Annotated in this window: 25 protein-coding genes and 1 riboswitch; of the genes, 6 read left to right on the forward strand and 19 right to left on the reverse strand. The window is 43.8% G+C overall.

The window, feature by feature from the left end; all coding sequences use genetic code 11:
- Window positions 1–33 precede the first annotated feature (33 nt).
- Window positions 34–699: a Dph6-related ATP pyrophosphatase gene (locus tag AC3CH4_RS14700; protein ID WP_054548337.1), complete on the reverse strand. Its 666-nt coding sequence runs from the start codon at window positions 697–699 to the stop codon at window positions 34–36.
- A 48-nt stretch (window positions 700–747) separates the two neighbouring features.
- Window positions 748–2,583, reverse strand: coding sequence for a TonB-dependent vitamin B12 receptor (btuB, locus tag AC3CH4_RS14705; protein ID WP_488543080.1), 1,836 nt, complete (start codon window positions 2,581–2,583; stop codon window positions 748–750).
- Between the two features lie 40 nt (window positions 2,584–2,623).
- Window positions 2,624–2,827: riboswitch (cobalamin riboswitch) on the reverse strand.
- 155 nt (window positions 2,828–2,982) lie between these two features.
- Here btuB and trmA point away from each other — a divergent pair.
- On the forward strand, window positions 2,983–4,092 hold the full coding sequence (trmA, locus tag AC3CH4_RS14710; protein ID WP_004736694.1) for a tRNA (uridine(54)-C5)-methyltransferase TrmA: 1,110 nt from the start codon (window positions 2,983–2,985) through the stop codon (window positions 4,090–4,092).
- 86 nt (window positions 4,093–4,178) lie between these two features.
- Here the strand turns inward: trmA and AC3CH4_RS14715 are convergent, their stop codons facing one another.
- Both AC3CH4_RS14715 and fabR read right to left on the reverse strand, forming a co-directional pair.
- Window positions 4,179–4,550 carry a YijD family membrane protein gene (locus tag AC3CH4_RS14715; RefSeq protein WP_004736696.1) on the reverse strand — a complete coding sequence of 124 codons (372 nt, stop codon included), beginning with the start codon at window positions 4,548–4,550 and terminating at the stop codon, window positions 4,179–4,181.
- On the reverse strand, window positions 4,550–5,191 hold the full coding sequence (gene fabR / locus AC3CH4_RS14720) for an HTH-type transcriptional repressor FabR (protein ID WP_004736697.1): 642 nt from the start codon (window positions 5,189–5,191) through the stop codon (window positions 4,550–4,552). The genes AC3CH4_RS14715 and fabR overlap by 1 nt, the downstream gene beginning before the upstream one ends.
- A 327-nt stretch (window positions 5,192–5,518) precedes the next feature.
- Here fabR and sthA point away from each other — a divergent pair, with 327 nt between their 5' ends.
- Window positions 5,519–6,919, forward strand: a complete 1,401-nt coding sequence (sthA, locus tag AC3CH4_RS14725) for a Si-specific NAD(P)(+) transhydrogenase (protein ID WP_004736699.1) — start codon at window positions 5,519–5,521, stop codon at window positions 6,917–6,919.
- 208 nt (window positions 6,920–7,127) lie between these two features.
- Here the strand turns inward: sthA and dinF are convergent, their stop codons facing one another.
- The 4 genes from dinF to AC3CH4_RS14745 all read right to left on the reverse strand — a co-directional run bounded on the left by dinF (window position 7,128) and on the right by AC3CH4_RS14745 (window position 10,654).
- Window positions 7,128–8,483, reverse strand: a complete 1,356-nt coding sequence (dinF, locus tag AC3CH4_RS14730) for an MATE family efflux transporter DinF (RefSeq protein WP_029406291.1) — start codon at window positions 8,481–8,483, stop codon at window positions 7,128–7,130.
- Window positions 8,484–8,600: 117 nt separating this feature from the next.
- Window positions 8,601–9,479, reverse strand: coding sequence for a class I SAM-dependent methyltransferase (locus tag AC3CH4_RS14735; RefSeq protein ID WP_488543081.1), 879 nt, complete (start codon window positions 9,477–9,479; stop codon window positions 8,601–8,603).
- A gap of 97 nt (window positions 9,480–9,576) precedes the next feature.
- Window positions 9,577–10,197 carry a transcriptional repressor LexA gene (lexA, locus tag AC3CH4_RS14740; protein ID WP_004736702.1) on the reverse strand — a complete coding sequence of 207 codons (621 nt, stop codon included), beginning with the start codon at window positions 10,195–10,197 and terminating at the stop codon, window positions 9,577–9,579.
- A 94-nt stretch (window positions 10,198–10,291) separates the two neighbouring features.
- Entirely contained in the window at window positions 10,292–10,654 is a 363-nt protein-coding gene (locus AC3CH4_RS14745) for a diacylglycerol kinase (protein WP_054542654.1), read from the reverse strand.
- A 220-nt stretch (window positions 10,655–10,874) separates the two neighbouring features.
- On the opposite strand from AC3CH4_RS14745, the gene plsB reads away from it, so the two are divergent.
- The gene (gene plsB, locus AC3CH4_RS14750; protein ID WP_004736704.1) at window positions 10,875–13,298 is read left to right on the forward strand and encodes a glycerol-3-phosphate 1-O-acyltransferase PlsB; all 2,424 of its coding nucleotides are present in this window, start codon (window positions 10,875–10,877) and stop codon (window positions 13,296–13,298) included.
- A 103-nt stretch (window positions 13,299–13,401) separates the two neighbouring features.
- Here the strand turns inward: plsB and ubiA are convergent, their stop codons facing one another.
- Both ubiA and AC3CH4_RS14760 read right to left on the reverse strand, forming a co-directional pair.
- The gene (gene ubiA / locus AC3CH4_RS14755) at window positions 13,402–14,256 is read right to left on the reverse strand and encodes a 4-hydroxybenzoate octaprenyltransferase (RefSeq protein WP_004736705.1); all 855 of its coding nucleotides are present in this window, start codon (window positions 14,254–14,256) and stop codon (window positions 13,402–13,404) included.
- Complete coding sequence (locus AC3CH4_RS14760) at window positions 14,257–14,799, reverse strand: chorismate lyase (RefSeq protein WP_004736706.1); 543 nt, start codon at window positions 14,797–14,799, stop codon at window positions 14,257–14,259.
- A gap of 162 nt (window positions 14,800–14,961) precedes the next feature.
- On the opposite strand from AC3CH4_RS14760, the gene AC3CH4_RS14765 reads away from it, so the two are divergent.
- Complete coding sequence (locus AC3CH4_RS14765; protein WP_004736708.1) at window positions 14,962–15,369, forward strand: flagellar basal body-associated protein FliL; 408 nt, start codon at window positions 14,962–14,964, stop codon at window positions 15,367–15,369.
- 86 nt (window positions 15,370–15,455) lie between these two features.
- Here AC3CH4_RS14765 and glpG read toward each other — a convergent pair whose 3' ends face one another.
- The 6 genes from glpG to ftsY form a co-directional block, all read right to left on the reverse strand.
- Window positions 15,456–16,301, reverse strand: coding sequence for a rhomboid family intramembrane serine protease GlpG (gene glpG / locus AC3CH4_RS14770; protein ID WP_488543082.1), 846 nt, complete (start codon window positions 16,299–16,301; stop codon window positions 15,456–15,458).
- Window positions 16,302–16,359: 58 nt separating this feature from the next.
- Entirely contained in the window at window positions 16,360–16,680 is a 321-nt protein-coding gene (glpE, locus tag AC3CH4_RS14775) for a thiosulfate sulfurtransferase GlpE (RefSeq protein ID WP_004736711.1), read from the reverse strand.
- A gap of 439 nt (window positions 16,681–17,119) precedes the next feature.
- Window positions 17,120–17,977, reverse strand: coding sequence for an RNA polymerase sigma factor RpoH (gene rpoH, locus AC3CH4_RS14780; protein ID WP_026012297.1), 858 nt, complete (start codon window positions 17,975–17,977; stop codon window positions 17,120–17,122).
- A 177-nt stretch (window positions 17,978–18,154) separates the two neighbouring features.
- Window positions 18,155–19,123 (reverse strand): permease-like cell division protein FtsX, encoded by a 969-nt coding sequence (gene ftsX / locus AC3CH4_RS14785; protein WP_004736584.1) that lies wholly within the window; start codon window positions 19,121–19,123, stop codon window positions 18,155–18,157.
- The gene (gene ftsE / locus AC3CH4_RS14790; protein ID WP_004736585.1) at window positions 19,110–19,787 is read right to left on the reverse strand and encodes a cell division ATP-binding protein FtsE; all 678 of its coding nucleotides are present in this window, start codon (window positions 19,785–19,787) and stop codon (window positions 19,110–19,112) included. Before ftsE ends, ftsX begins: the two co-directional genes overlap by 14 nt.
- A 77-nt stretch (window positions 19,788–19,864) precedes the next feature.
- Window positions 19,865–21,130 carry a signal recognition particle-docking protein FtsY gene (ftsY, locus tag AC3CH4_RS14795; protein WP_428785713.1) on the reverse strand — a complete coding sequence of 422 codons (1,266 nt, stop codon included), beginning with the start codon at window positions 21,128–21,130 and terminating at the stop codon, window positions 19,865–19,867.
- Between the two features lie 230 nt (window positions 21,131–21,360).
- On the opposite strand from ftsY, the gene rsmD reads away from it, so the two are divergent.
- Both rsmD and AC3CH4_RS14805 read left to right on the forward strand, forming a co-directional pair.
- Entirely contained in the window at window positions 21,361–21,963 is a 603-nt protein-coding gene (gene rsmD, locus AC3CH4_RS14800) for a 16S rRNA (guanine(966)-N(2))-methyltransferase RsmD (protein ID WP_016796095.1), read from the forward strand.
- A gap of 10 nt (window positions 21,964–21,973) precedes the next feature.
- Window positions 21,974–22,240 carry a DUF1145 domain-containing protein gene (locus AC3CH4_RS14805; protein ID WP_488543083.1) on the forward strand — a complete coding sequence of 89 codons (267 nt, stop codon included), beginning with the start codon at window positions 21,974–21,976 and terminating at the stop codon, window positions 22,238–22,240.
- Between the two features lie 73 nt (window positions 22,241–22,313).
- Here AC3CH4_RS14805 and AC3CH4_RS14810 read toward each other — a convergent pair whose 3' ends face one another.
- From AC3CH4_RS14810 to AC3CH4_RS14820, 3 genes are all read right to left on the reverse strand, one after another.
- Window positions 22,314–22,898, reverse strand: a complete 585-nt coding sequence (locus AC3CH4_RS14810; RefSeq protein WP_009848232.1) for a YhgN family NAAT transporter — start codon at window positions 22,896–22,898, stop codon at window positions 22,314–22,316.
- A 216-nt stretch (window positions 22,899–23,114) separates the two neighbouring features.
- Window positions 23,115–23,351 carry a YecH family metal-binding protein gene (locus AC3CH4_RS14815; RefSeq protein ID WP_488543084.1) on the reverse strand — a complete coding sequence of 79 codons (237 nt, stop codon included), beginning with the start codon at window positions 23,349–23,351 and terminating at the stop codon, window positions 23,115–23,117.
- A 90-nt stretch (window positions 23,352–23,441) separates the two neighbouring features.
- Window positions 23,442–24,062: a lysoplasmalogenase gene (locus tag AC3CH4_RS14820; RefSeq protein WP_237300784.1), complete on the reverse strand. Its 621-nt coding sequence runs from the start codon at window positions 24,060–24,062 to the stop codon at window positions 23,442–23,444.
- Window positions 24,063–24,846: the final 784 nt, after the last annotated feature.

Genomic DNA, 24,846 nt, shown 5'->3' on the forward strand with positions numbered 1-24,846 from the left:
TACTCCTTCGCTTAGTTTTCGCCAATCCTCACTCTATATAATGCAAGCTTGATAACGTTGATGAACAAAGCGCTCACCTTGCTCTACATTTTCTAGATCTATCTTGAGCTTACCTTTAAAGCATGGCGCTGACATCACTAAGGTATGGAACTCACCATCTTCGCCACATGGATCGACATGACTCGGTAAACTGTCTATTAGTTCAAGCGTGTATTTTTTCCCGCAATAGCTCATGTCTAATGCATCGCTATCGACCGTGACGAGAAAGGTTTCGATTCCTCTGTCTATTATTTCACTTGCAAGTGCCTGACTGCTCTCTCCCATTAAGGGAAACACACACTCCCACCCCGCAGGTTCTATATAGCTTCTTCGATAATCGGCAATGCCATTACAAAACATGTCTCCAAACGCGACCGCATCGATTGATAAGCCAGAACCTTTAAGTGCGGAGACAATGGTACTTTGATAAATCTCATTACTAGGAAACACTTCCGGGAGCTCAATCGTGATGAGTGGCAAACCGACTAATTGCGCCTGCATGGCAACCACATCAATGGGAGTCACTTGGAAAGGAACTTCATCTCCAACATATGTAGTGTATAGAGCGACAACTTCATATTCGGAGCTTTCAAGTAGACGCTCTAGCGTTAATGTCGAGTCTTTACCTGACGACCAACTTATGACGACTTTCTTTTTCATTGATATACCCAATAAGAAAAAACCGCCCGGAGGCGGTTTAGGTGTAAATTAGAATTGGTAAGCTACGTTCAAGTAGTAAGCACGCTCTGCGGCTGGGTACCCTAAAGCCGTTTCGTAGTCTTCATCAAGTAAGTTATCAACACGAGCACTGATCGTAGTGTTCTCATTAGCATAATAGCTAACAGCAGTGTCAACCAATGAGTAGGATGGTAGAGTTACATCACCATATGGCCATGTCCCGTAATCAACATCAGGTCGCTTACCGACATATTGATAGCTTATAGACCAATCGACAACGTCAAATGCCACCAATGCATTCCACTTATACAGCTCTTTTGCTCGGCGCTGCAGTTGCTTACCGTTATCACCTTCTGCATCTTTATAATCAGCACTCAACTGGTGTTGAACAATGCCCGTATCAAACTCGGCAGTCACTTCTACACCTTGAATATGCGTCTCACCGTCAACGTTGATGTACTTATATGTTGTTGGGTGGTAATCGATTAGATTGGTGATCTTGTAATCGTATCCAGTTAATGTCCAATATACGTCTTTCACTAGGCCATAGAAGCCCACCTCAATCGCATCAGACTCTTCTGGCTTAAGATCTTGAGTTCCATAAGACGGATCATACTGCTGGTAAAGGTTCGGAGCTTTAAAAGCTGTACCGTATGAAGCTTTCACACCAAATTCTGGAATAAGTTGATAGCCAGCCCCGACGTTATATGTCGTTTCTGTACCAAATTCTTCATTGTCATCGACTCTTGCGCTTGCCTCTAACGTCGCAGAATCAACAGTGACTGAAGATAGGCCGAATACTGCCAAGTTAGAACGGTCGAATGTTTTATTTGCGTTTTTATCTACATATGATTCATCGCGCCAATCAACGCCACCAGCTAACACAACATTCTTGTTCAATTTATAGCTATTGACCCACTGAACATTGTTTTGTTCTAATTCGTCTTGAGTTCCAGAAGTTTTGCTTTCACCAAATTGATAATTCCAAGAATCTTGGCTTTGTACTGTTGCTTGCATCTCAGAGTGTAATTGGCTGCCTTGATAAGTACCACCAATAGACACTGATAAATCGTCTTTTTCAGACTCCATATAGCTACGTGTACTATATGTATTGTCATATTGGTAAATATTCTCATAAGCACGAACATTACCAAATACACTGAATTGTTCATTCAACTTATGAGTATAACCAATCAAACCATTCAACGTTTCAAAGCCATGGCGGTCGCCATCATTTAAGCCAGGTACGGGCTTAACATTGTAGCCTTCATCGCTCTCATGGCTAATAGCAAGGTTTAACTGACCATTTTCAGAAGTCGCAACGCCGGATGCTAGACTAAGTTCTTGATAATCTAAGCTACCCAAACCAGCACTCAATGTTGTTGACTCATCCGTCGCACGAGCAATCGTAATAATGTTGATTACACCACCAATTGCTTCAGAACCGTATAAAGAAGCTCTAGCTCCTCGTACATACTCGATTCTCTGAACATAACTCAATGGGATCTGGTTGAAATCTACTGCACCTTTTGCTGCACGAGCAAAACGAACACCATCAACTAAAACTAGAACTTGATCAGAACTTGTTCCGCGAACAAATATAGAAGCGAGCTGTCCTCTACCACCATTTTGAGTAATCTGGATCCCTGTTAATCTTCTCAACACCTCTGGGATTGTTTTAGCTTGTGTTCTTTGAAAATCTTGGCGAGTAACAACTTCAACATCAGTTAATGTCGCAGTGGCAGACTGCTCAAAACGGTTAGCCGTTACTACCATGATTTCGTCAGTAGATGCTTCTTGGGCGTGTAAATTGGAGATAGGTGAAAGCAGCGATGCTACAGCAACCGCTAAAAGGGATTTGTTCATGTTGTGATCCTAAATCGCGTAAATTCCTACCAAACCACATTGTGTGGTTTAGCTACTGGCAGGTATTCGGACTCAAGAGCACAACCTTATGGTTTACCTCATATTCGACTTCCCACGAAAAGCTATTTGCAGTGTCTTTGAATACTCGTTCTCTCTTACCGCTGCGCGTCAGTTCTGGATTTACACCAGATTCCCTCTTCAGCCATCTATACATCCAAATGGCACCAGCTTGCGGGAGATAGTATTAACCTATGAATCATTTGTCTAGTCTAAGATAGTTATAAGCTATAGTTTTCATGCTCGATTTACATTGAATAGCTCTCAACACTGGACAAGCGCCTGTGATTGAATAAAATCTGCGCTCTTGATTTAAAAGCACGACAGCAAAAAGGCATAACAATGGCGAATTTAGATGTAAACCCGCAACGCTACCAAGAACAACTAGCAGAAAAGACTGAGCGTCTTACTGAAATGTTCTCACAATACGATGTGCCTGAGTTGGAAGTGTATGAATCTCCAGAACAACACTACCGCATGCGTGCTGAATTTCGCGTGTGGCATGAAGGTGACGATATGTATTACGTCATGTTCAATCAAGAGACCAAAGAAAAATACCGTGTAGACCAGTTCCCAGCAGCTAGCCGTCTTATCAACGATTTAATGCCTCTACTAACAGATGCAATGAAAGACAACCACTCTCTACGCCACAAGCTATTCCAAGTAGATTTTCTTTCTACGTTGAGTGGTGAGATTTTGGTATCACTGCTTTACCACCGTCAATTGGGTGAGCAATGGATTCAAGATGCTAAAGCACTGAAGCAGCAATTGAATGATGAAGGGTTTAACCTAAACCTGATTGGCCGTGCGCGTAAGATGAAAATCGTCCTTGATCGCGACTACGTAATTGAAAAGCTAGACGTGAATGGTGACAGCTACATTTACCAACAAGTAGAGAACAGCTTTACTCAACCAAACGGTAAAGTAGCAGAGAAAATGCTTGAATGGGCTGTCGACTGTACTCAAGACAGCAAAGGTGACTTATTAGAGCTTTACTGTGGCAACGGTAACTTCTCATTAGCTCTGGCACAAAACTTTGAGCGTGTACTTGCAACTGAGCTAGCGAAGCCATCTGTTGAGTCTGCTCAATACAACATTGCGGCGAACAAGATTGATAATGTTCAGATCATTCGTATGTCTGCGGAAGATTTTACCGTAGCAATGGAAGGTAAGCGTGAATTCCGCCGCCTACAACAAGCAAACATCGATCTAAAGAGCTACAACTGCAACACTATCTTTGTTGATCCACCGCGTTCAGGTATGGACGTTGATACTTGTAAGATGGTTCAAGGCTACGAGCGTATCATGTACATCTCTTGTAACCCTGAGACATTAAAAGAGAACCTAGACATTCTAAGCGAAACACACGACATCACTCGTTTTGCTCTATTTGACCAGTTCCCTTATACGCACCACATGGAAGCCGGTGTATTCCTAGAGCGTAAAGCGTAAGTATCGCTATCTAGGTCGAAGTCGAAGCTAAACAGCAGATACAAAAAAACGAGCCAATTGGCTCGTTTTTTTATTTATACGTTGGTTTAAGCGGTTTTACCGATAAAGCCTAGTTTCTTACCTACCCAAGCGAGCAGTAGCATCGCGACGATAATCGCGAAGAAGTTTGATCCTGCATCAGGGTGTTGTGCTTTCACAAAAGCCGAATGGCCAAATGCACCTACAAAGAAACAAGCTAAACCCACTAATGGAATATCTTCAGATACTGGATTAGTTAGGTATTCTTGGTAAAGCGCTTGTACAGCCAAAACTAAAGCAATCAATGGGAAAATAGAGAAGCCCACTTCGCTCATTGTTACCCAAGATAACAGTGCATCACCACACACACCTGCAACAACAGCAAGTACGAGTGTCTTTCTTTCAGAACCACGGTTTACAGTATTATTTTCATTCGACATTATTCAATCCCGCCTTTTAATCGGTTACGTTCACGTTCTTTACGATACCAAAAAGCACCTTTGGCCATCATTCGCAATTGCATGATCAAGCGATCAGCCAATTCATCTCGCTGACGTCGATCTAAATCTAATGCTTCTGCCCCTGAGTTGAAGACCAAAATGACGGAGGCTTCAGCTTGAGTAAAAGCTTCATCTCGTGTCATGCCTGTCGTTATCAAATATTCGGTTAACTCAGCAGAGAAGTGCTGTATCTCACGAGCTACCGCAGCACGAAACTCAAAAGAGGTTCCTGAGCGCTCTCGCAATAACAGTCTGAATACGTTTGGGCTGCTTTCAATGAACTCCATAAAGGTTTCAACCGAGGTACGAATCACACTGCCTTCTTTTACTATGCGTTGCCTAGCTTGACGCATTAGCTGACGCAACAGTAAGCCACCTTCATCAACCATGGTTAAGCCAAGCTCATCCATGTCTTTGAAATGACGATAAAAGGAAGTCGGCGCTATTCCAGCCTCACGAGCAACTTCTCTCAAGCTTAGGTTGGAAAAGCTACGATCGGCACTGAGCTGGCTAAATGCTGCGTCGATTAAGCTGCGACGAGTTTTTTCTTTTTGCTGCGCGCGAATGCCCATTGGTTTCATACTTTATCAAACTCTTCTTTTACAGCCTAAACAGGCATGCCTAATACTCTGTTCAATATAACGCGAATCACATATTTATATAAGGCACTCTGGTTATATAAGACACTAAACACACCTCTTTGTTCACGTACCGAAGTAAATACGTTCGAAGAAAAAATTTCAATATCCACACTGTCATTTGGAGACATACGACATACCAAATATTATTTTTTCGATAACACTGCGTGATCCCACCGACTCTCTGATGCCCTTTTCATGTACCCAAGAACAGAATCAGTTAAAATCTCGCTAAAGCAATGTTAATCAAATATAACAAGGAAGATATCTATGCCGCACTCCAACCACTTTGATGTAATCGTAATTGGTAGTGGCCCCGGAGGAGAAGGGGCAGCGATGGGATTAACCAAAGCCGGGTTGAACGTTGCAATCATTGAAAAAGAGAGCAGCGTTGGTGGTGGTTGCACCCACTGGGGAACGATTCCTTCAAAAGCGCTACGTCATGCAGTAAGCCGCATCATTGAATTCAATAGCAACCCGCTGTTTTGTCAGAATAATAAAAGCATTCACTCAACGTTCTCCAACATTCTGGGGCATGCTAAGTCAGTCATCGACAAACAGACTCGATTGCGTCAAGGCTTCTACGACCGTAACCAGTGCACATTAGTGTTTGGTACTGCGCGTTTTATCGATACTAACACTATCTCTGTCATGCAGAGCGATGGTACTGAAGAACATTACAGCGCAGACAAATTTGTTATCGCAACAGGTTCTCGCCCTTATCAGCCAGACAACGTCGACTTTCTGCATGAACGTATCTACGATAGCGACTCGATTCTTTCTCTTAAACACGACCCTCAACACATCATCATCTATGGTGCTGGCGTTATTGGTTGTGAATACGCTTCAATCTTCCGTGGTTTAGGCGTTAAAACCGATCTTATTAATACTCGCGATCGCCTGTTGTCATTCTTAGACAATGAAACCTCGGATGCTCTGTCTTATCACTTCTGGAACAGCGGCGTTGTTATTCGTAACGATGAAACCTTTGAGAAAATTGAAGGTACTGACGATGGCGTGATCATTCACTTAGAGTCTGGTAAGAAAATGCGTGCCGACTGTCTACTGTATGCCAATGGCCGAACGGGTAATACTGACAAGTTGAATCTTGGTGCCGTTGGCTTAGAAGCGGACTCTCGAGGACAAGTATCAGTCAACAGCAACTACCAAACCAGTGTTGAACATGTTTACGCTGTTGGTGATGTGATTGGTTATCCTAGCCTAGCAAGTGCTGCTTATGACCAAGGTCGATTCGTGGCTCAAGCCGTGGTGAAAGGTGAAGCAGAACGACACCTTATCGAAGACATCCCAACAGGTATCTATACTATTCCTGAGATCAGCTCTGTCGGAAAAACAGAACAAGAGCTTACCGCGGCTAAAGTACCTTATGAAGTGGGACGATCTTCATTCAAGCACTTAGCTCGTGCTCAAATCGCAGGTAAAGATATTGGTAGCTTGAAGATACTTTTCCATCGTGAAACTAAAGAGATTTTAGGTATCCACGTGTTTGGTGAGCGTGCTGCTGAGATCATCCACATCGGTCAGGCAATCATGGAACAGAAAGGCGAAGCAAATACCATCGAGTACTTTGTGAATACGACCTTCAACTATCCAACAATGGCCGAAGCTTATCGCGTCGCAGCGCTGAACGGACTTAACCGTTTGTTCTAAACAAAGAACCAATAGGACTATTTGACCACCTGTAGGCCAAATACATAAACAGCAAGCCATGAGCTTGCTGTTTTTATTTAAACTACTGAATTATATAGTCATGCTAGCAATTAGATCATGATGTTCCAAATGCCACTTTACCTGCACAGCTTCTCTTTTTCGCTCCCTGAACTAATCTATCTAATCTATCTAATCTATCTAATCTAAGCTAAGCGAGAAACTCACCTTTCTTCCACTGAGAGATAAATAGAACACCAAGACCAATGCCGCGCATTGCCATAAAGCTCAACATTGCTAGCCACAGCGCATGGTTCTCTAAACCTGATGCTAAGTAGAAAATCGCAAAGAAACTGCAGGTGGCCACAAACATACTGTTACGCATATCTTTGCCTTTGGTAGCGCCCACGAAAATACCGTCTAGCAAGAAGCACCACATAGAAACGAGCGGCATCGCAATCAGCCATGGCAGATATACCTCAGCCTGACTCTTAACCTCTGGAATTGTAGTAATCATATTAATCAAACTAGACCCAGCAATCGCGAACGCTATGGTCAGTACCAAACAAATATTGAAGCTCCAGAAGAAAGTGCCAATCAAAGACTGATTTAACTCTTCTTTATCTTTCGCGCCAATCGCCTTTCCGACCATAGCTTCCATTGCATAAGCAAAACCATCCATCCCATAAGAGATGATCATCAAGAAGCTCATCAATACCGCATTGGCCGCCACAACATCATCACCAAAACTTGCACCTTGGAAGGTCATAAAAGTGAAAGTCGCTTGCAGACACAGCGAGCGCAGAAAGATATCGCGATTCAGTTTTACGAAACGACTCAAACCTTGGCTGGTTTTCTTAAGCAGCTCCCATGGAGATGGCAGTTGCCTCTTCATCCAGATTCGATAAACACAAATTAAGCCAAACGTTAGACCCGCATAGTCCGCTATCACCGATGCCAATGCCGCACCTTCAACTTGCCAGCCGAGACCAATCACAAATACGATATCCAAAACAATGTTGGTGATATTAGTGATAATCACCATCCACATTGGCGCTTTAGCATTTTGGGTTCCGAGCAACCAACCTAAAATTACAAAGTTAGTTAGCGCAGCAGGCGCACTCCAGGCACGGATAGAGAAGTACTGCAGGCCATAATGTTTGACTTGCTCGCTGGCACTGCTCAATGAGAAAACCGCATCCGCAACAAAGCTGTGTAAAAGCAAAAAGACACCAGCAAACCCTAAGGCCATAGTCACGCCTTGCACAAAGACTAAACCAAGCTGCTTACCATCATTCGCACCATAAGATTGCGCGGCCAATCCAGTCGTCGACATACGCAGGAAACCAAGCAACCAGAAGGTCACACTGATCATGGTGCCGCCTAAGGCCACACCACCTAAATACCAAGAATGCTCTAGGTGACCGATAACCGCAGCATCGACTAAACCCAGCAGTGGCACCGTAATATTAGAGAGAACCATCGGGATAGCGAGCAATAGCACTTTTTTGTGCATCGCCTGATTGGATAGCGTTTGAAAAATAGTTTGGGGATTAAATAGCTTCACGATCACCTCTTTAATTAGAGGCGATAGTTTAACCTAGTGGGTGGGCTTTCACTATGTTGTGGGGTTTTACTTATCTTGATACGTCTATTCAGCTACCTGCAAACAAAGTCGCTAGCACTACCACTTAACAAGCACTAACTGTGGCGTTAAGCGCTTTTTGACCTGCGAGATCTTACACAGTAATCGCTGCCACAATTTCCAACGATTGCATTGTTGATCAAGTGGAGAAAACGCTTTTACCCATTGCGCCCATGGCAGCCAATTAAGAACACTGCCTACTGGGGAAGATAAGCCATGTGCATATTTCCCTGAACCAAGCTTTTGCCCCAGAGCACTAGAGCTTTTGTCTCCAGCTAACACTAAACACGCGTGTGCATGAGTAAAGTAACGACTCAATGACTGAATAAAATATGCGGTTTGTTGTTCATTGCAATCAAGCAAAGCATGTTCGCACACCACCATCACTGAGGCTTGTTCTGGGATGTTGAGCTCATCCAACCAAGTCAGATCATCAACCGAACCACACTCCAAACGGTAGCGTTCATTCTTGTGGAACAGGCGTTGGCGCCAAACTAGATTTTCAGTTACATCCAATTCAACCCAATGACAGCGGCCATTATCTAAACGGTAGAAACGAGTATCGAGGCCTGCCCCAACATTGATAATCCAAGCATCTGGGTTATGAGATAGAAATTGTTGAACTTGAGAGTCACAAAGCTGAGTCAATGTTGCGTAAAGAAGTTGTTGTTGGTCGAGTTCACCAGTAAGACATTCCGGTGCTAATTGGCAGCGCTTGCAGGCTTGAGCTGCGATAGGGTCATAGACTAAGCCGTCATCGGCAAGGCTTTCGCGGCTGCGAAACCAAAGATGTTGAACGAGATCCGTCGGAACTTGGAATTCCTGATGTGCAGACCCTCGATCAAAAGGAGCCTTTTGAACAGAAGAGCGCGGCTTAGGAATAAGCGGCTTCATTTGAGGTTTGGTTGGATTTGGCATCATCATCTTCCTTGTATCTCGACAAAGAAGATGATAATGAATATCAATTACAATAACAAGTTATTGAGAATAAATATCAATAAGCTGTTTGTACTGATTACATCCAGTCTGTGTTCCGGATAATACCAACCGCAAGCCCTTCAATAGACAAGTGTTGAGATTCCAGATCGACATGGATTGGAGAAAACTCTTCATTTTCAGCGTGTAACAGCACCGTTGAACCTTTACGTTCTAGGCGTTTTACCGTTACATCATCATCGACACGAGCCACGACAACCTGACCATCGCGGACATCTTGTGTTTTATGAACAGCTAATAGATCACCGTCCATAATGCCGATGTCTTTCATACTTTCGCCATTTACACGAAGTAAGAAGTCAGCTTGTGGTTTAAACATGCCTGGATCAACTTGATAATGCATTTCTACATGCTCTTGAGCCAAAATAGGCTCACCAGCGGCAACCTGACCGATTAGTGGTAAACCTTGCTCTTCATTCGCTGCATCTTCAAGCAAAATACGAATACCACGAGACGCACCCGGGATAATCTCAATCGCTTCTTTACGAGCAAGAGCTTTTAAATGTTCTTCTGCAGCATTAGCAGAACGGAAGCCAAGTTCGCGCGCGATTTCTGCACGTGTCGGTGGCATACCGAAATCTTCGATCTTACTTTTGATAAGGTCAAAAACTTGTTGCTGGCGGGGCGTTAACGGCTTCATGATTCACCTGTCTTTTTATACAGTTGACTGTGAGTATATCCAGTAACTGAACAAAAGCAAAGCAATTGGTTGTTTTTAGTTCATTTTTAGCGAATTACAAAAACAAGATATCTAGCCACACGTAACCCGCTAATACTAAACAGATAAAAACTGCAGCTGAGCCAACATCTTTCGCCATCCCAGAAAGCTCATGATGTTCACTACCGATTCGGTCAACGACCGCTTCAATCGCGGTATTGATCAACTCGACAACCATCACCAACACGACTGCTGAAATCATCAAGATTCTCTCAACTTGGCTTACATCTAAGTAAAACGCCAACGGAATAAGCACTGCGGCCATGAAGACTTCTTGTCGAAATGCCGCCTCGTTTTTAAACGAGCTCGTGATGCCTTGCCATGAAAAGCCCGCCGCTTTCACGATACGTTTGAATCCGGTGTTTGATTTTTTGGTCATTTTTAACCCTATACTCAATCAGTCGATGAATGATTTTCCACAAACTTAACGGCAATATGACTATTTCCATTAAAAGGTTAGACCAGTTTCTGGTATTCTTGCATCGATTAAATTTACGCCTAGGCTTATCCCTATTTCACTCACAGGATTTATCCTTTTCATCATAGAAATAGAGATACGCTTGAGCACATTGAAATAACTATTGAGGCAGTGAACCTATATGTCTTCTGGACAATCTTTTTCACGTTCATTAATGAAGCTACCTTTATCCGTATTGGTAAAGGGCACATCAATTCCTTCAAACCCTGTTGAGGATTTGAACATTGATTTGAGCAAACCGATTGTATACGCCTTACCGTTTCGCTCAAGTGTAGACATTCTTACATTGCAAAAACATGCACTTGAATTAGGGTTACCTGATCCGTTGAGCAAGCTTGAAATCAATGGCAAATCACTGCAACGCTACGTTTTTATCTCTTCTCGCAAAACTCTACTGCAAGACGATGATTATGTACCAAGCTCATCAATTGAAGTCTTCTCTGAGCTGCTTTCACTGCATGCTGAAGACTCTGATCTTGACGTTCAAGTTATCCCTGCCACTGTATTGTGGGGGCGTAAGCCTGGTAAAGAGAATAACCAGAAACCTTACCTACAAGCAATGAACGGCTTAGAGAAATCAAAAGCGGTATTACTGGCAGGTCGTGACTGCTTGGTTCGCTTTAGTCCTGTGGTTTCTCTACGTTACATGGCTAACTCACACGGCACCGACAATACCATCGCACACAAACTGGCGCGCGTGGCACGTATTCACTTTTCTCGCCAAAAATTGGCGGCATCAGGTCCTAACCTGCCAAGTCGCCAAGCTCTGTTTGACCGCCTACTAAAATCTGAAGCGATCAAGAAAGCGATTGAAGATGAAGCACAAGCAAAGAACATCTCGATCGAGAAAGCGAGCAAAGAAGCTCAAGACATCATGGACGAGATTGCTGCGAACTTCTCTTACTCGCTAATCAAACGCGGTGAGAAGATTCTTGGTTGGTTGTGGAATAAGTTGTATCAAGGCCTGCATATCAGCAACGCTTCAACCGTTCGTAAGCTGGCTCAAGATGGTCACGAGATTGTTTATGTGCCTTGTCATCGCAGTCACATGGATTACTTACTGCTTTCTTACGTGCTTTACCACGAAGGCATGGTGCCACCGCATATCGCTGCGGGTATCAATCTCAACTTCTTCCCTGCCGGTCCTATTTTCCGTCATGGTGGTGCGTTCTTTATTCGTCGTAGCTTCAAAGGCAACAAGCTGTACTCGACTATTTTCCGTGAATATCTGGCGGAATTGTTCGCCAAAGGTTACTCGGTCGAGTATTTCAGTGAAGGTGGTCGCTCTCGTACGGGTCGTCTACTGCAAGCGAAAACGGGCATGCTAGCAATGACCATTCAGGCGATGCTGCGTGGTATGAACCGCCCTGTGACTTTGGTTCCTGTATACATCGGCTACGAGCACGTAATGGAAGTGGCGACCTACGCCAAAGAACTTCGTGGTAAGCGCAAAGAAAAAGAAAATGCGAGCCTAGTGATTCGTACGCTCCGTAAACTGCGCAATTTTGGTAAAGGCTACGTGAACTTTGGTGAGCCGATTCAGCTTAACCAATATCTGAACGAGCACGCTCCAGAGTGGACTAAAGATATCGATCCAATGGGAACTAGCAAGCCACAATGGATGAATCCAGTGGTTAATGACCTAGCAACCAAAATGATGACACACATTAACGATGCGGCAGCGACCAACGCACTAACGCTTTGTGCAACGGCGTTACTGGCTTCAAGACAGCGTGCATTGTCTCGTGATTCTTTGGTTTCTCAGATCAACTGTTACCTATCTCTGCTTAAGAACGTACCTTACTCTGATACATTTACGGTACCAAAAGACAGCGCTGAAGATCTGGTAAAACACGCTGAATCGCTGAACAAGTTCCTAATTGAATCAGACTCAATGGGCGACATCATTTCGCTAGACCGTCACCAGTCAATTCTGATGACCTACTACCGTAATAACATCATTCATTTGTTTGCTCTACCATCATTAATTGCTCAGATGACCATTCGTCAGCACGGCCTAACCATTGACACGATTCAAGAGAACGTTGCTGCTATCTACCCGTTCTTGAAGAAAGAGTTGTTCTTAAGCTACGACGAAGATCAGCTTGAAAGCGTGGTGGCGAACATCATTGAAGAGCTTGTTGGCCAAGGTATGCTTGTGGTGTCGGACAACCAAGTCACCATCAACCAGTCAAACAGCCAAGCACTGATGCTGTTAGGCCGTACGATTTCAGAAACGCTACAGCGCTACTCTATTGCTCTGAACCTATTGGCAGAGAACCCTGATCTGGATAAATCTGATCTTGAGCAGAAGAGCCAAGACATCGCACAACGACTGGGACGTCTACAAGGCATTAATGCACCAGAGTTCTTCGATAAAGGTGTGTTTGCGTCGATGTTCGCAACTTTGAAACAGCAGCAATATTTGGATAACGATGGTAACTGCGATTTAGAAAAGACTCAGCAATTCGCTAAGCTTCTTTACTCAATGCTTTACCCAGAGGTCCGTCTGACGATTCAAGAGAGTATCCACCAAGCAGAGTAATCGCTTGATTAACAATTGCTTTAATCACTAGACTGAACACGATCAAAAAAGGCACCCATTGGGTGCCTTTTTATTGAGCGTTAGTTTTGCAAAAAACTCGTGCTTACCAGAAGGTGATGAATAAGCCTGCTGTCACTGCCATTCCAACATAATTGTTGTTTAGGAAAGCTTGGAAACATAAATCTCGATCACGGTGGCGCATCAGATGTTGTTGATACACAAATAAGCCCCCAGCAACCAGCAGTGCCCAATAAAAGGTATCTCCTAATTGGTAATGCATGCCTAACGCTATTAACATCGCCAGTGTTACTAGCTGTAAGAAGCCAACAATAAGTTTGTCGAAACGACCAAATAGAATAGCCGTCGATTTGATGCCAATTTTTAAGTCGTCATCTCGGTCAACCATTGCATATTGTGTGTCGTAGGCAATCGTCCACAGCGCATTGATAATGAAAATAAACCAGACCACACTAGGTAGCTCGTTAGTTTGCGCCGCCCAAGCCATTGGGATAGCCCAACTAAACGCTAAGCCGAGGAACAACTGTGGAAGGTGCGTAAAACGCTTCATAAAAGGATAAATGAAGGCTAAGCCAACACCGATAACAGAAAGCTTAATCGTCAGCGGATTCATGGTTAGCACCAGTAAGAATGAAACCATGGCTAGCACTAAAAAGAGCAGAATAGCTTCCTTACTGGAAACCAAACCTGAAGGTAATGGGCGCTGCTTGGTTCGTTTTACATGGCCATCCACTTTACGGTCAGCAAAATCATTGATCACACAGCCAGCTGAACGCATCAATACCACGCCGAGTACGAAAACAACCAAGACATCAAAATCAGGCATGCCTTGCGCGGCGATAATCAGCGACCATAAGGTCGGCCAAAGGAGTAACAGGGTACCAATCGGGCGATTCATTCGCGTTAATTGCCAATACGCCTTCGCTTTGGTGGCAAACATTTACACACTCTCCTTAGAGTAAATGGGTGATGTTGGCAAAAACAGTTCTGCCACAAGCATCGGTTTATGGTTCATCCATAATCGAGAACGACGCGCGAGCAGTCGCTCATCGCCTGCGATAACCCAACCGACTTGCAGCGCATCTCGCTCCACGTTCTCAGCGCTGAACACGGTTAAACCAAGTGGGACATTACCTTGTTGAGAAAGGTCAGAGTGCTGATGATCTTCTAATGTGACTCGAGGAATCAAGGTTCGCCCTAACACCCACGGCTCATCATCACCCTTCAAAATTACTTTACGCAGTAAGCAATCAAACGATGATAAAAGAAGTTCCTCGTCCTGTTGTAGCATTGAGCGTTCTACAACTTGATTATGAAGCAACTCAACAGACAGGTGCTGACAGCTCTTGCCCAACTTGCGGGAAAGAGAACCTTGCTCCAAAAGCCACTCTCTGGTGATTTTATTAGGAAAATCAAATGTTTCTGTACTTTGCCAATCTACATTCATTAACGAATTAAGATACAGCGATATTGGCTGATTCATACTAGTATTCAATAGGTGACTTTACACGTACAATAAAGCTTCAACTTTCGAACAAAATTAAAGCGTTCTTCGAATTGTAAACGTATTTAGATTTAGACTGCTCATTGTAACAAGACTAATGCGTTTCGAATATCGCGAATAAACTAAAGAAAAGTCACAAATATGCACAAACGTTATGTAGCCCAAATATTTCTTGCGATTACCCTACTCTTTTCAGCATCAAGTTTCGCTGAAGAGGAATCGGCACCCAAACTAGCCTACTTCACGCTAGAGCCTGACCTGACCACCAATTTTTACACTAAAGGTAAAAAACTGGGCTACATTCAGGTTCGCCTCGATATTATGGTTGCGAATAGTAACGACTTGGCAGCCATCGAGCACCACCAACCACTGATTCGTGATGCAGTGATTGAATTGCTCGGTAAACAAAACGAAGAAACCATTAAGTCTCTATCTGGTCGTGAAGATTTAAGAAAAACCTTAGTTGAACATCTCAACAAGGTATTGCTTCCTGAAACAGGCAAAACCCTCATTGCTGACCTACTGTTTACCAAATACCTTTATCAGTAATAATGATGTAAAAACGAATCCAAATAAAAAAGCGGCTCATCTGGCCGCTTTTTTGTCTCTATTATTTAACTACTGCCAAAAAGCATCTACTCGCTTCGTGCTGAACTCGGTGCTTTCATAGCATCAATCCAACCAATAATGACACCAGCGGCTAAGCCAGCCAAATGCGCGGTGTTTGCAATGGCCATGAATGGTTGCATGTACCCAAGCACTAGCCACACCAACATAAAGCCGACGATCTGTCTTGGAATACCTAAACCAAACTGAGGGGCTTTTGCACCCACCACCCATAGATAGCCAACCAAGGCATACACAACACCAGACAAACCACCGAAATTCGCCCCTTCAACCCAGTACTGCCCTGCACCTGAAAGCGCAGAAGAGACAGCAAAGATCTGAAGTAGCTTGAGGCTACCTAGTTTTTTCTCAATGTCCCCACCTAACTGCCACCACCACAAAATATTAAATGCGATATGCATAACAGAGAAGTGCAGGACAGCATGGCTTAACCAACGCCACAATTGCCATTGTTGTCCGTCAACCGCAGGGAAATGTAGGGCGTTGAAAATAGCTTGACCAAAACCGACTTGCTGCAGTGCAAAAATCACCACACACACCAACATCAGGCTGAGTGTCACGGGGCCCGCTTTGGCTTTTATCATGCCCATAAAACTTGGCGTGTGATAATGAAAGTTGCTCTTTCTGGTCTCTGCCATGTCCCAAGATGCTGCTTGATAGCGCTTATGATTGGGTTCCGACAGGAAACGATTGAGCTCGGCCTCGGTTTCAACCTGATATTGACCATCAAGAAGCCAAAGAGCAAAACGCCCTTCTCCCTCAGGTGACATCTGAATAGGGATCTGACGAGAGGCCATATAATCAATAAACGCTTGAGCAAGACGTGGATTGTCTAACACCATCAATCTAATCATTGTTACTTCCTATTCATGCTATGAGAGATGCTTGAAGCGGTTCAAGTGATAAAGGCTATTAACCCGCGATCACTGGAAGTTCAGCACGATGCCAAGCTTCAAATCCACCATCAACACTATATACCTCTTCAAAGCCTTGGTTCACTAAATATTGTGCCGCACCTTGGCTACTAATACCGTGATAACACATCACTAAGATTGGCTGTTCGAACTCAACCTCATCCATGAACGACACCATCGTATCGTTAGTAAGATGGTAAGCGGTTTTTGAGTGAGCTACCGCAAAAGACTGCGGGTCACGTATATCGACAAGTCGAGCTTCGCCTTGTTCAATAAGGGCTTGAGCACCTTTAACATCGATATGTTTAAACTGGTCCATGACTTTCTCTTTTATACTGATTTACTTTGCTGCCATTGTAACCTATCCCAAGGCTAACAATCACATCCACTTAATAAGGTTATCCACCAGCGATCACTTTTACACCATTTGTGGATAAACCTGTGAATTGCGTGAATAAAGTGCTTTTTTTAAAATAGATCCACAACATGTAGTAATGATCCTGATCTAGCTGTGGGTTAACTGAAACATATCCCCACTCGAAAAACCCCTTCAAAGCCTTACTACACCCTGCTTTTAGACAGCTGACGAATAAACTTCTCACAGAGTTATCCACAAAATCACTTTGCAAATTTCGATCGCAAAAATTGAGAAATCGATCCAAAACAAAAAGGCCGAGATCTCTCGATCTCGGCCTTTTCAAAATTCAGCGATTTGCTAGCTCTACTAGAAAGTAGAAGCTAATAGAAACTAGATGCTATTAGAAATCGCCAACGGCTTGTTTCAATTTCTTCATCGCATTCTTTTCTAACTGGCGAACACGCTCTGCAGAAATGCTGTAGGTATCCGCTAAGTCTTGCAGTGTCGACTTGTTATCATCCAACCAACGTGAGCGAACAATGTGCTGGCTGCGTTCGTCTAAGCTCTTCAATGCGAGTCCTAGGCGATTGTTGGTGTGTGATTCCCAGTTCGCCGCTTCAACCGTTTCAGCAACGTCTGATGCTTTGTCTTCTAGGTAGTAAACTGGAGCCGTGTAAGCAGAACCACCGTCATCGTCATCCATCGGGGCTTCAAACGTAGCGTCTTGTGCCGCTAAGCGAGATTCCATTTCACGAACTTCTGAAGGCTCAACACCCAACTCACGTGCAACCGTCTCAACTTCGCCGTTATTGAACCAACCTAAACGCTTTTTAGACTTACGAAGGTTAAAGAACAATTTACGTTGTGCTTTCGTTGTTGCGATCTTAACGATACGCCAGTTACGCAAAACGTACTCATGAATCTCAGCTTTGATCCAGTGAACAGCAAAAGAGACTAGACGAACACCAACTTCTGGATTGAAGCGCTTAACAGCCTTCATCAAGCCGATGTTACCTTCTTGGACGAGATCAGCCATTGGTAGCCCGTAGCCAGAGTAACCTCTTGCAACGTGCACCACGAATCTTAGGTGGGAAAGGATCAAGCCTTTCGCAGCGTCGATCTCACCTTTGTAATGTAATCGCTCTGCAAGTCCACGTTCCTCTTCAGGAGTCAGCATAGGGTAGCTGTTCGCTGAGCGGATATAGCTATCTAAACTATCTTGTGTGACTAAAGCCATTTGATACGCTTGGTTTGCCATTCGGTTCCTCATCAATCTCTGATCTGGAGTAATACATCTATTAAAACCCGACAATCTTGAACCTAAAATGAACAGGTTTCAAGGAGGGGGAAGTAATTATGCATAATCAATTCGTCTATACAAGGCAAAAACTGGTTAAGAACTGCCTATTTTTCGTATAAATATGACTCTATTCACCTAAACTGGTTCAATTTCTTTTAGGTGGCGCTGTGCAGAAAGCTTCGCAGCCACACTACCAAGCAGGGTTCCGACGATCAAAAGTAATAAAGACTCATCCCAACTCAGGCCAATTAAGCGGAAATGGCTATCATAAAGCTGAGCCAAATCATCCACTGCGCTGTTGAGCAATACGGTAATCAATGCCGTCATTACCCAAGCACTAATCGAACCTAAAACGCCAAACCACATCCCAGCATAAAGGTATGGTCGAAGAATGTAGCTGTCGGTAGCACCAATCAGCTTCATGGTTTGAATCTCGTCTTTATGCGCCAACACATTAAAGCGTAATGTATTGCCAATAATCAAAAACACAGCGCCCAACATCAATACCGTTAGGGTAATAACGATGACCGCTGCTAATGCTTTGATCGCATCTAATCGAGCTAACCAATCTTCGTCTAAACGAACATCGGTCACTAGCTCTTGCTTTTTAACGTTGCTTGCTAATTCTTTGATTAAGACATCACTGTGCACGCTTGGCGTAATCACCAACACACCTGGCAATGAATAATCATCTAGGATCGTCAGGGCATCTTCAAAACCAGAATACTGGCTTAGATCCGCAAGCCCTTGTTGCGGTGAAATGTATTCCACCAGCTCGACTTGATCCCAACTTTCAATTTCATCCTTAAGCACCATTACTCTCGGCTCAGGAATACCATCCTCTACATAAGCACTTATTTGTGACGGGCTGGTGACATCTTGAGCCACTTCACCAACGTTCTTACCCAGTAGGTACAAACAAGCTGGCATCGCCAAAGCCATTGAGATCACCGCAAGGGTCAACAAGTTGCCCAGCGGACGTTGCCACATTTGCGAGAACGATGACTTAGCTTGTTTCCAATGAACAACAAAGAAGCCGTCGCTTGAAGCCCGGTTTGCTGCTCGATTGGATTGAGGTTTCTTGATGCGCTTATTCGCGGCCATAGTCTTCAACCTCACTCAAAAAGCCTTGATTTAACTCAAGATGACGGTACTGAGGGCGAGTGTTCACTAACCCGATATCGTGCGTCGCTAGGATGATCGTAACACCTGCGCGGTTGAATTCTTCAAACAAACGTAATACACGGTTAGATAATTCAGGATCGAGGTTACCGGTCGGCTCATCCGCTAAAAGCAAAGTGGGACGGTTAACCACAGCGCGAGCGATACCCACGCGTTGCTGCTCACCACCAGAAAGCTGGCTTGGCAAACAACGGGCTTTGTCTAGTAAGCCGGTTTTATCCAACGCAGCACTGACTCGGCGTTTTATTTCATTTTCAGAAATAGATTCAATACGCATAGGCAGTGCGACGTTATCAAAGATAGAGCGATCCATCAGTAGGCGATGGTCTTGAAAGACAATCCCGATGTTACGACGTAAGAAGGGAATGTCTTTAGCTGGAATACGAGTGATATCGTGATCGTTAAACCAAACACGTCCGTCAGTTGGACGCTCGATGGCGCAGATCAACTTCAGCAAGGTACTTTTACCAGCGCCAGAGTGCCCACCCAAAAAAGCCATCTCTCCACGTTTAAGGTGAAAGTCCACTTTTTGGAGCGCTTGTCGTCCGCCTCGGTAGGCTTTGCTCACTTGCTGAAATTTGATCACCGAAAATTCCTCTTACGATCACTCATATCAAATTTAAAACGGTAGCAGGTTAAGGATAAACCACTTTGCTACTCGCGTTACTCTTCGCGGCTAAATAGTGCTTCAATAAAGTCTTTAGACTCAAATGGACGCAGGTCATCAATGCCTTCACCCACACCAATGTAGCGGATTGGAATCTGGAACTGGTCAGCAATTGAGAAAATCACGCCGCCTTTCGCCGTACCATCTAGCTTAGTGAGCGTAATACCCGTTACTGGTGCCACGTCACTGAACAGCTTCGCTTGGCTGATAGCATTCTGACCGGTACCTGCATCTAGCGTTAACATGATTTCGTGCGGTGCAGAGTCATCAATCTTCTTCATTACACGAACAATCTTACGCAGCTCTTCCATCAAGTTGCTCTTGTTCTGCAAACGACCTGCAGTATCAGCAATAACAACATCAACACCACGCGCTTTCGCCGCTTCAATGGCATCGTAGATAACAGACGCGCTATCGGCACCTGTGTGCTGAGCGATCACAGGAACATTATTACGTTGGCCCCAAACCTGAAGTTGTTCAACCGCTGCCGCACGGAAGGTATCACCCGCCGCCAACATCACTTTCTTGCCTTCGCTTTGGAATTGTTTAGCCAGCTTACCGATGGTGGTTGTCTTACCGACACCGTTCACACCAACCATTAAAATAACGTAAGGTGTTTTAGTCGTATCAACAACCAATGGCTGTTCCACTTGGCTTAAGATATCCGCCATCTCTTCTTTGAGCAGACCATATAGAGCTTCACCGTCTTTTAGGTCATTACGAGATGCTTTTTCTGTCAGATTTTCAATGATCTTAACCGTGGTATTCATACCCACGTCTGCAATCAGAAGTTGCTCTTCTAGTTCTTCAAACAGATCTTCATCGATTTGTTTACCCTTGAACAAGCCAAAGAAGCCAGCACCGATGTTTGCTTTAGTGCGGCTAAGGCTACGCTTAAGGCGCGCAAAGAAGCTTTCTGTCGGCTTATCTTGAACTTCTTCAACCTGAGCTTGAGGAACAGCAACATCTTCCTGTTCTGCTTCTGCTTCTGCTTCTGCTTCTGCTTCTGCTTCTGCTTCTGCTACGACAGGCTGCTGCTCTTGCTGAATCTCTTCAAGCGCTTGCTCTGAATCAACTGGCTTAGATTCAACTGGCGTAGTTACCTCTAGTTCAGACTCGGCTTGTTCAACCTCGACTTGTGATTCAACTTCAGTTTGATCTTCAACGTTTTCTACGTTCGCTTCATTCTGAGTTTTTGGGCTTTGTTCTTCGTCACCAAAACCAAGCCACGATAATAATCCGCGCTTCTTTTTTTCCGTCATCAGAGGAGTTTCCTAGATCTACTAATTAGCTGTATTGACTTAATACACGTCGACTCTTTGCTATTGTTATACAATACAAGCTTGTACAAACGAATAGTAAAGAAAAATGACAAAGCAGTGATAAGTTTGCTTTTAGCTTGATACACTTTGTCATTGCAAATTTATTTAATACTCGAACCCACTTAAATTGGGCTCGGTATAGTATCACTTTATTAGCGGTCAAAAAATCTATGGTAAGACGTCGCCAGCAAAACACATCACAAAAAAAGCCATCCGGAGGCTTTGTTCGAATTATTAGTGGCTCATGGAGAGGTAGAAAGCTGCCTGTTCATGATTTAGAAGGATTACGCCCAACCATTGACCGAGTAAAAGAGACACTCTTTAACTGGGTGGCTCAAGATATCCCACATTCAACTTGCTTGGATGTATTTGCCGGTTCTGGCGGTCTAGGTTTTGAAGCAGCTTCTCGCCAAGCAAAAATGGTGACACTGCTCGAAATGAATCAAAAGGCAGCCAAACAGCTTTCTGATAACGCGAAAGAGCTCAAAGCAGACAACATCAGTGTCGTGAATACTGATGCTATCTCTTTCCTTAAGAAGCCAGGTACTCCTTACGATATGGTTTTCCTAGATCCACCATTTCGTAAAGGCTTACTTGCAGAAACTGTACAACTGCTTGAGAGCAATGGCTGGTTGGCAGACAACGCCATCATTTACGTAGAGACAGAAAAAGAGCTGCAGCTTGAGGCTATGCCAGAGAACTGGGAATTGCATCGCGATAAGACCACTGGCCAGTCTAGCTACCGACTGTTTAATCGAACCACTGAAGAATAGGAGTTATTGAATGAAGTTCTTACTTCCACTAGCAAAAGTAGCCATCGCCTTTGTTTGGTTTATCTTAATCGTAAATATTTTATACCCATTCCCAGGTAATGCTGCGATTGCGCTTTATATCATGACAGCATTCTTGTTCTTCATGCACGGCCTGCAGATGCTGATTTTCATCGGTGCTTTTGGCGATAAGATCGAAATGTCACGTTGGGAGAAGTGGTCAATATTGATTTTCGGAGTCTTTGCTCTCCTCGATATCAGACGCAAACACATGATGTAATAAAACTTAAGCTCAGATACAAAAACGCCGCTCATTTGAGCGGCGTTTTTTTTATTCAGCAATGATACTGATGTTACCCCATGTAGCCCTTTACGCCATCTAGGAACATTTGCGTCGACAGCATAACCAGTAACAAGCCCATCAAGCGTTCGATGGCTTTAAGGCCTCTCTCACCCAGTACTCGTAGGAAGAAGCCATTAAACATCAAAATAAAGAAGGTCGCGCCCCAAGCCAGCATCACTGCGCCTGAAAGCTCTAACATGTTGTCAGGGTGCTGTGTCGACAACAGAATCAATGCCGCAATCACTGAAGGGCCAGCAATCATTGGGATCGCCATCGGCACAATAAATGGTTCTTCACCCGCCGCGAGGCCGGTAATACTGCCTGCACTAGGGAAAATCATCTTAATCGCGATGATGAACAGAATAATACCACCAGAGATACTCAAGGTTTCAGGCTGCACGTGCAAGAAGTTCATAATGCTTTGGCCAGCAAACAAGAACAACAGCAGGATAATCAGCGCAAACATCAGTTCACGAACAAGAACAATACGGCGACGTTTCGGATCAATATGCTTAAGGATAGAGAGCACGATTGGTAGATTGCCAAGCGGATCCATAATAAGAAACAGCATGGTCGCTGCAGATAAAATTTCCATAAGTTTGTCTCGAAAGCGTAAGTGCGCGGAGTATAGCAGCCTCAACATTGATTTTCGAACGCAGTAATAAAAGGATTAATTTACGTAATTAGAAGGGAATTTTGCGAGAGCAGATAGAAAGTTAGAAGATATAATTTAAAGAGTGGAGCCGAAACATCGCATCCACTCTTCTTATATAAAAGTCAAAGGGCTCAAAAAACCAGTTGTTACTCGAGATTAGTGGTTACACACGCGTTCGCGATTGGTGCAAAGTTTGTCATCAACAACTACGACTTTTTCCATCTTCAGGAAAAATTTCAGCAGGCCTTCTAAATCCAGACCATTTAGCTTACACGTATGGAAGCGAGCTTCTGCGCCGTAAGTTTGAGCGAGCTCTTGCGTCAACTCTTCACGGGTCAGGGGGTTTTCACTCAGTAGGTTTAAAACATTGTGTGCATGAATTTCGGTAGTCATAACTCTATCTCATGTTTAATGAAGTAGACGTAGAGTACCTACTTTCATCTGAGCTGCCTTGATGTAGCTCAGAATTAAGCTAGCTCTACCCTAAATGGTAAGGGAAGCAACAATGAGAGCGTGTGCGAGAAAGTAACTGCCCGTCACCCAAAGATAAGCGCCCTTGATTGGACTACGATAGCAATTGAGAGCATACGCCAGTGCAGAAAGCAGCAGCACGCTACAGCCAGCAAAACCAACCGCGTGTGATAGCTGAGGCTCAAGCAACCAAACCTCACCAGAGGCCCAAGCCAGCTGGATAAGCACAATGCCCATAATGACCACGGGAAAAACCAATCTATCTAGGCGCGGAAGAAGTAAGAAGAAAGCGACAACGCAGGCAGCCAACAATAATGCAAACAACCACCAAACCATCTCTCCTGAGAGCTGTAACCAAAATGCCTTGCTATAACAAAGTTGAGCCAATAAAAAACAGACAAAATGAAGTGGTCGTTTTTGAGTCACCGTATGTAGAACATCAGCCACAGCCGAGATAGCTAAGCCAGCGACAATCCAATAAGTATATTCAGCAACGATCGATTGAGTGACCGCCACTACCGCCAACAAAACAAAGGTAAACACCTTGTACACTAAGGCCTGACCGATATGTCCATGTTTCGTCCCTGCTATCGCTCCGATACCAGATAAAGAAACCGCTAACCAACTCCACATACCCATTGCCCTATTGCTTTAAAACGTCGCCAGTCTAGGCACACGAGTGTTGATGTAAAGCCTAAGCCCCTCAAAATTGGATCTTGATTACGCTTCCACTAAAAAGAGTCCCTTTCAGTTAAAGCCATGACAATTACGCGGAGATAGCGGTGATTCGTTTAAAACTAAAGCGATTCGCCGTAAAACCCCTTTAAAACGGCGTTACACGACTCAGCTTTCAATTTTCGGCACTTCTCGATCATTGAAATCCCGATAAACCACTAAATACCGCCAAAAATCATAGTTAAAAGTTAAAAAATATCCAACCAAAAATTATTAAAAACAAATACTTAAAAACAAAAAATTAGAGTTAACTAGCGAATAAAAACCCCAGACAACTCTAGGTTTGTAAAGTGAGAAACTTGTTTTCCTCATACCTTGAATTGTCAGAATTTCCCAAGCCTCGTGTCAAAACAACCACCAAAATCGAGCTAAAAACCCAAAAACAAAACCAAATCAAACCTCACCACCACCAACCCCTATTAATACAGTTTAACAACCTTTAACAATATAAATTACACATAACAACTATTATAAAACAGCAACTTAAAACAAATAAGAACAAACATGAATCACAACGAACAAAATAAGAACACACCAAAACACACAGTTAAACAGAGTCAAACAAGCCAAAAACTAATAGTTTTCTACTACTTTTGGGGCTTTCGAAAGTAATTCTTGATCTAAACCTATAAGTGAGCTATTCTTTAAAACATAGCGAGAGACAACCAAATTTAGGAGTAGT

It is taken from the genome of Vibrio sp. QJM3NY_26, assembly GCF_057786005.1.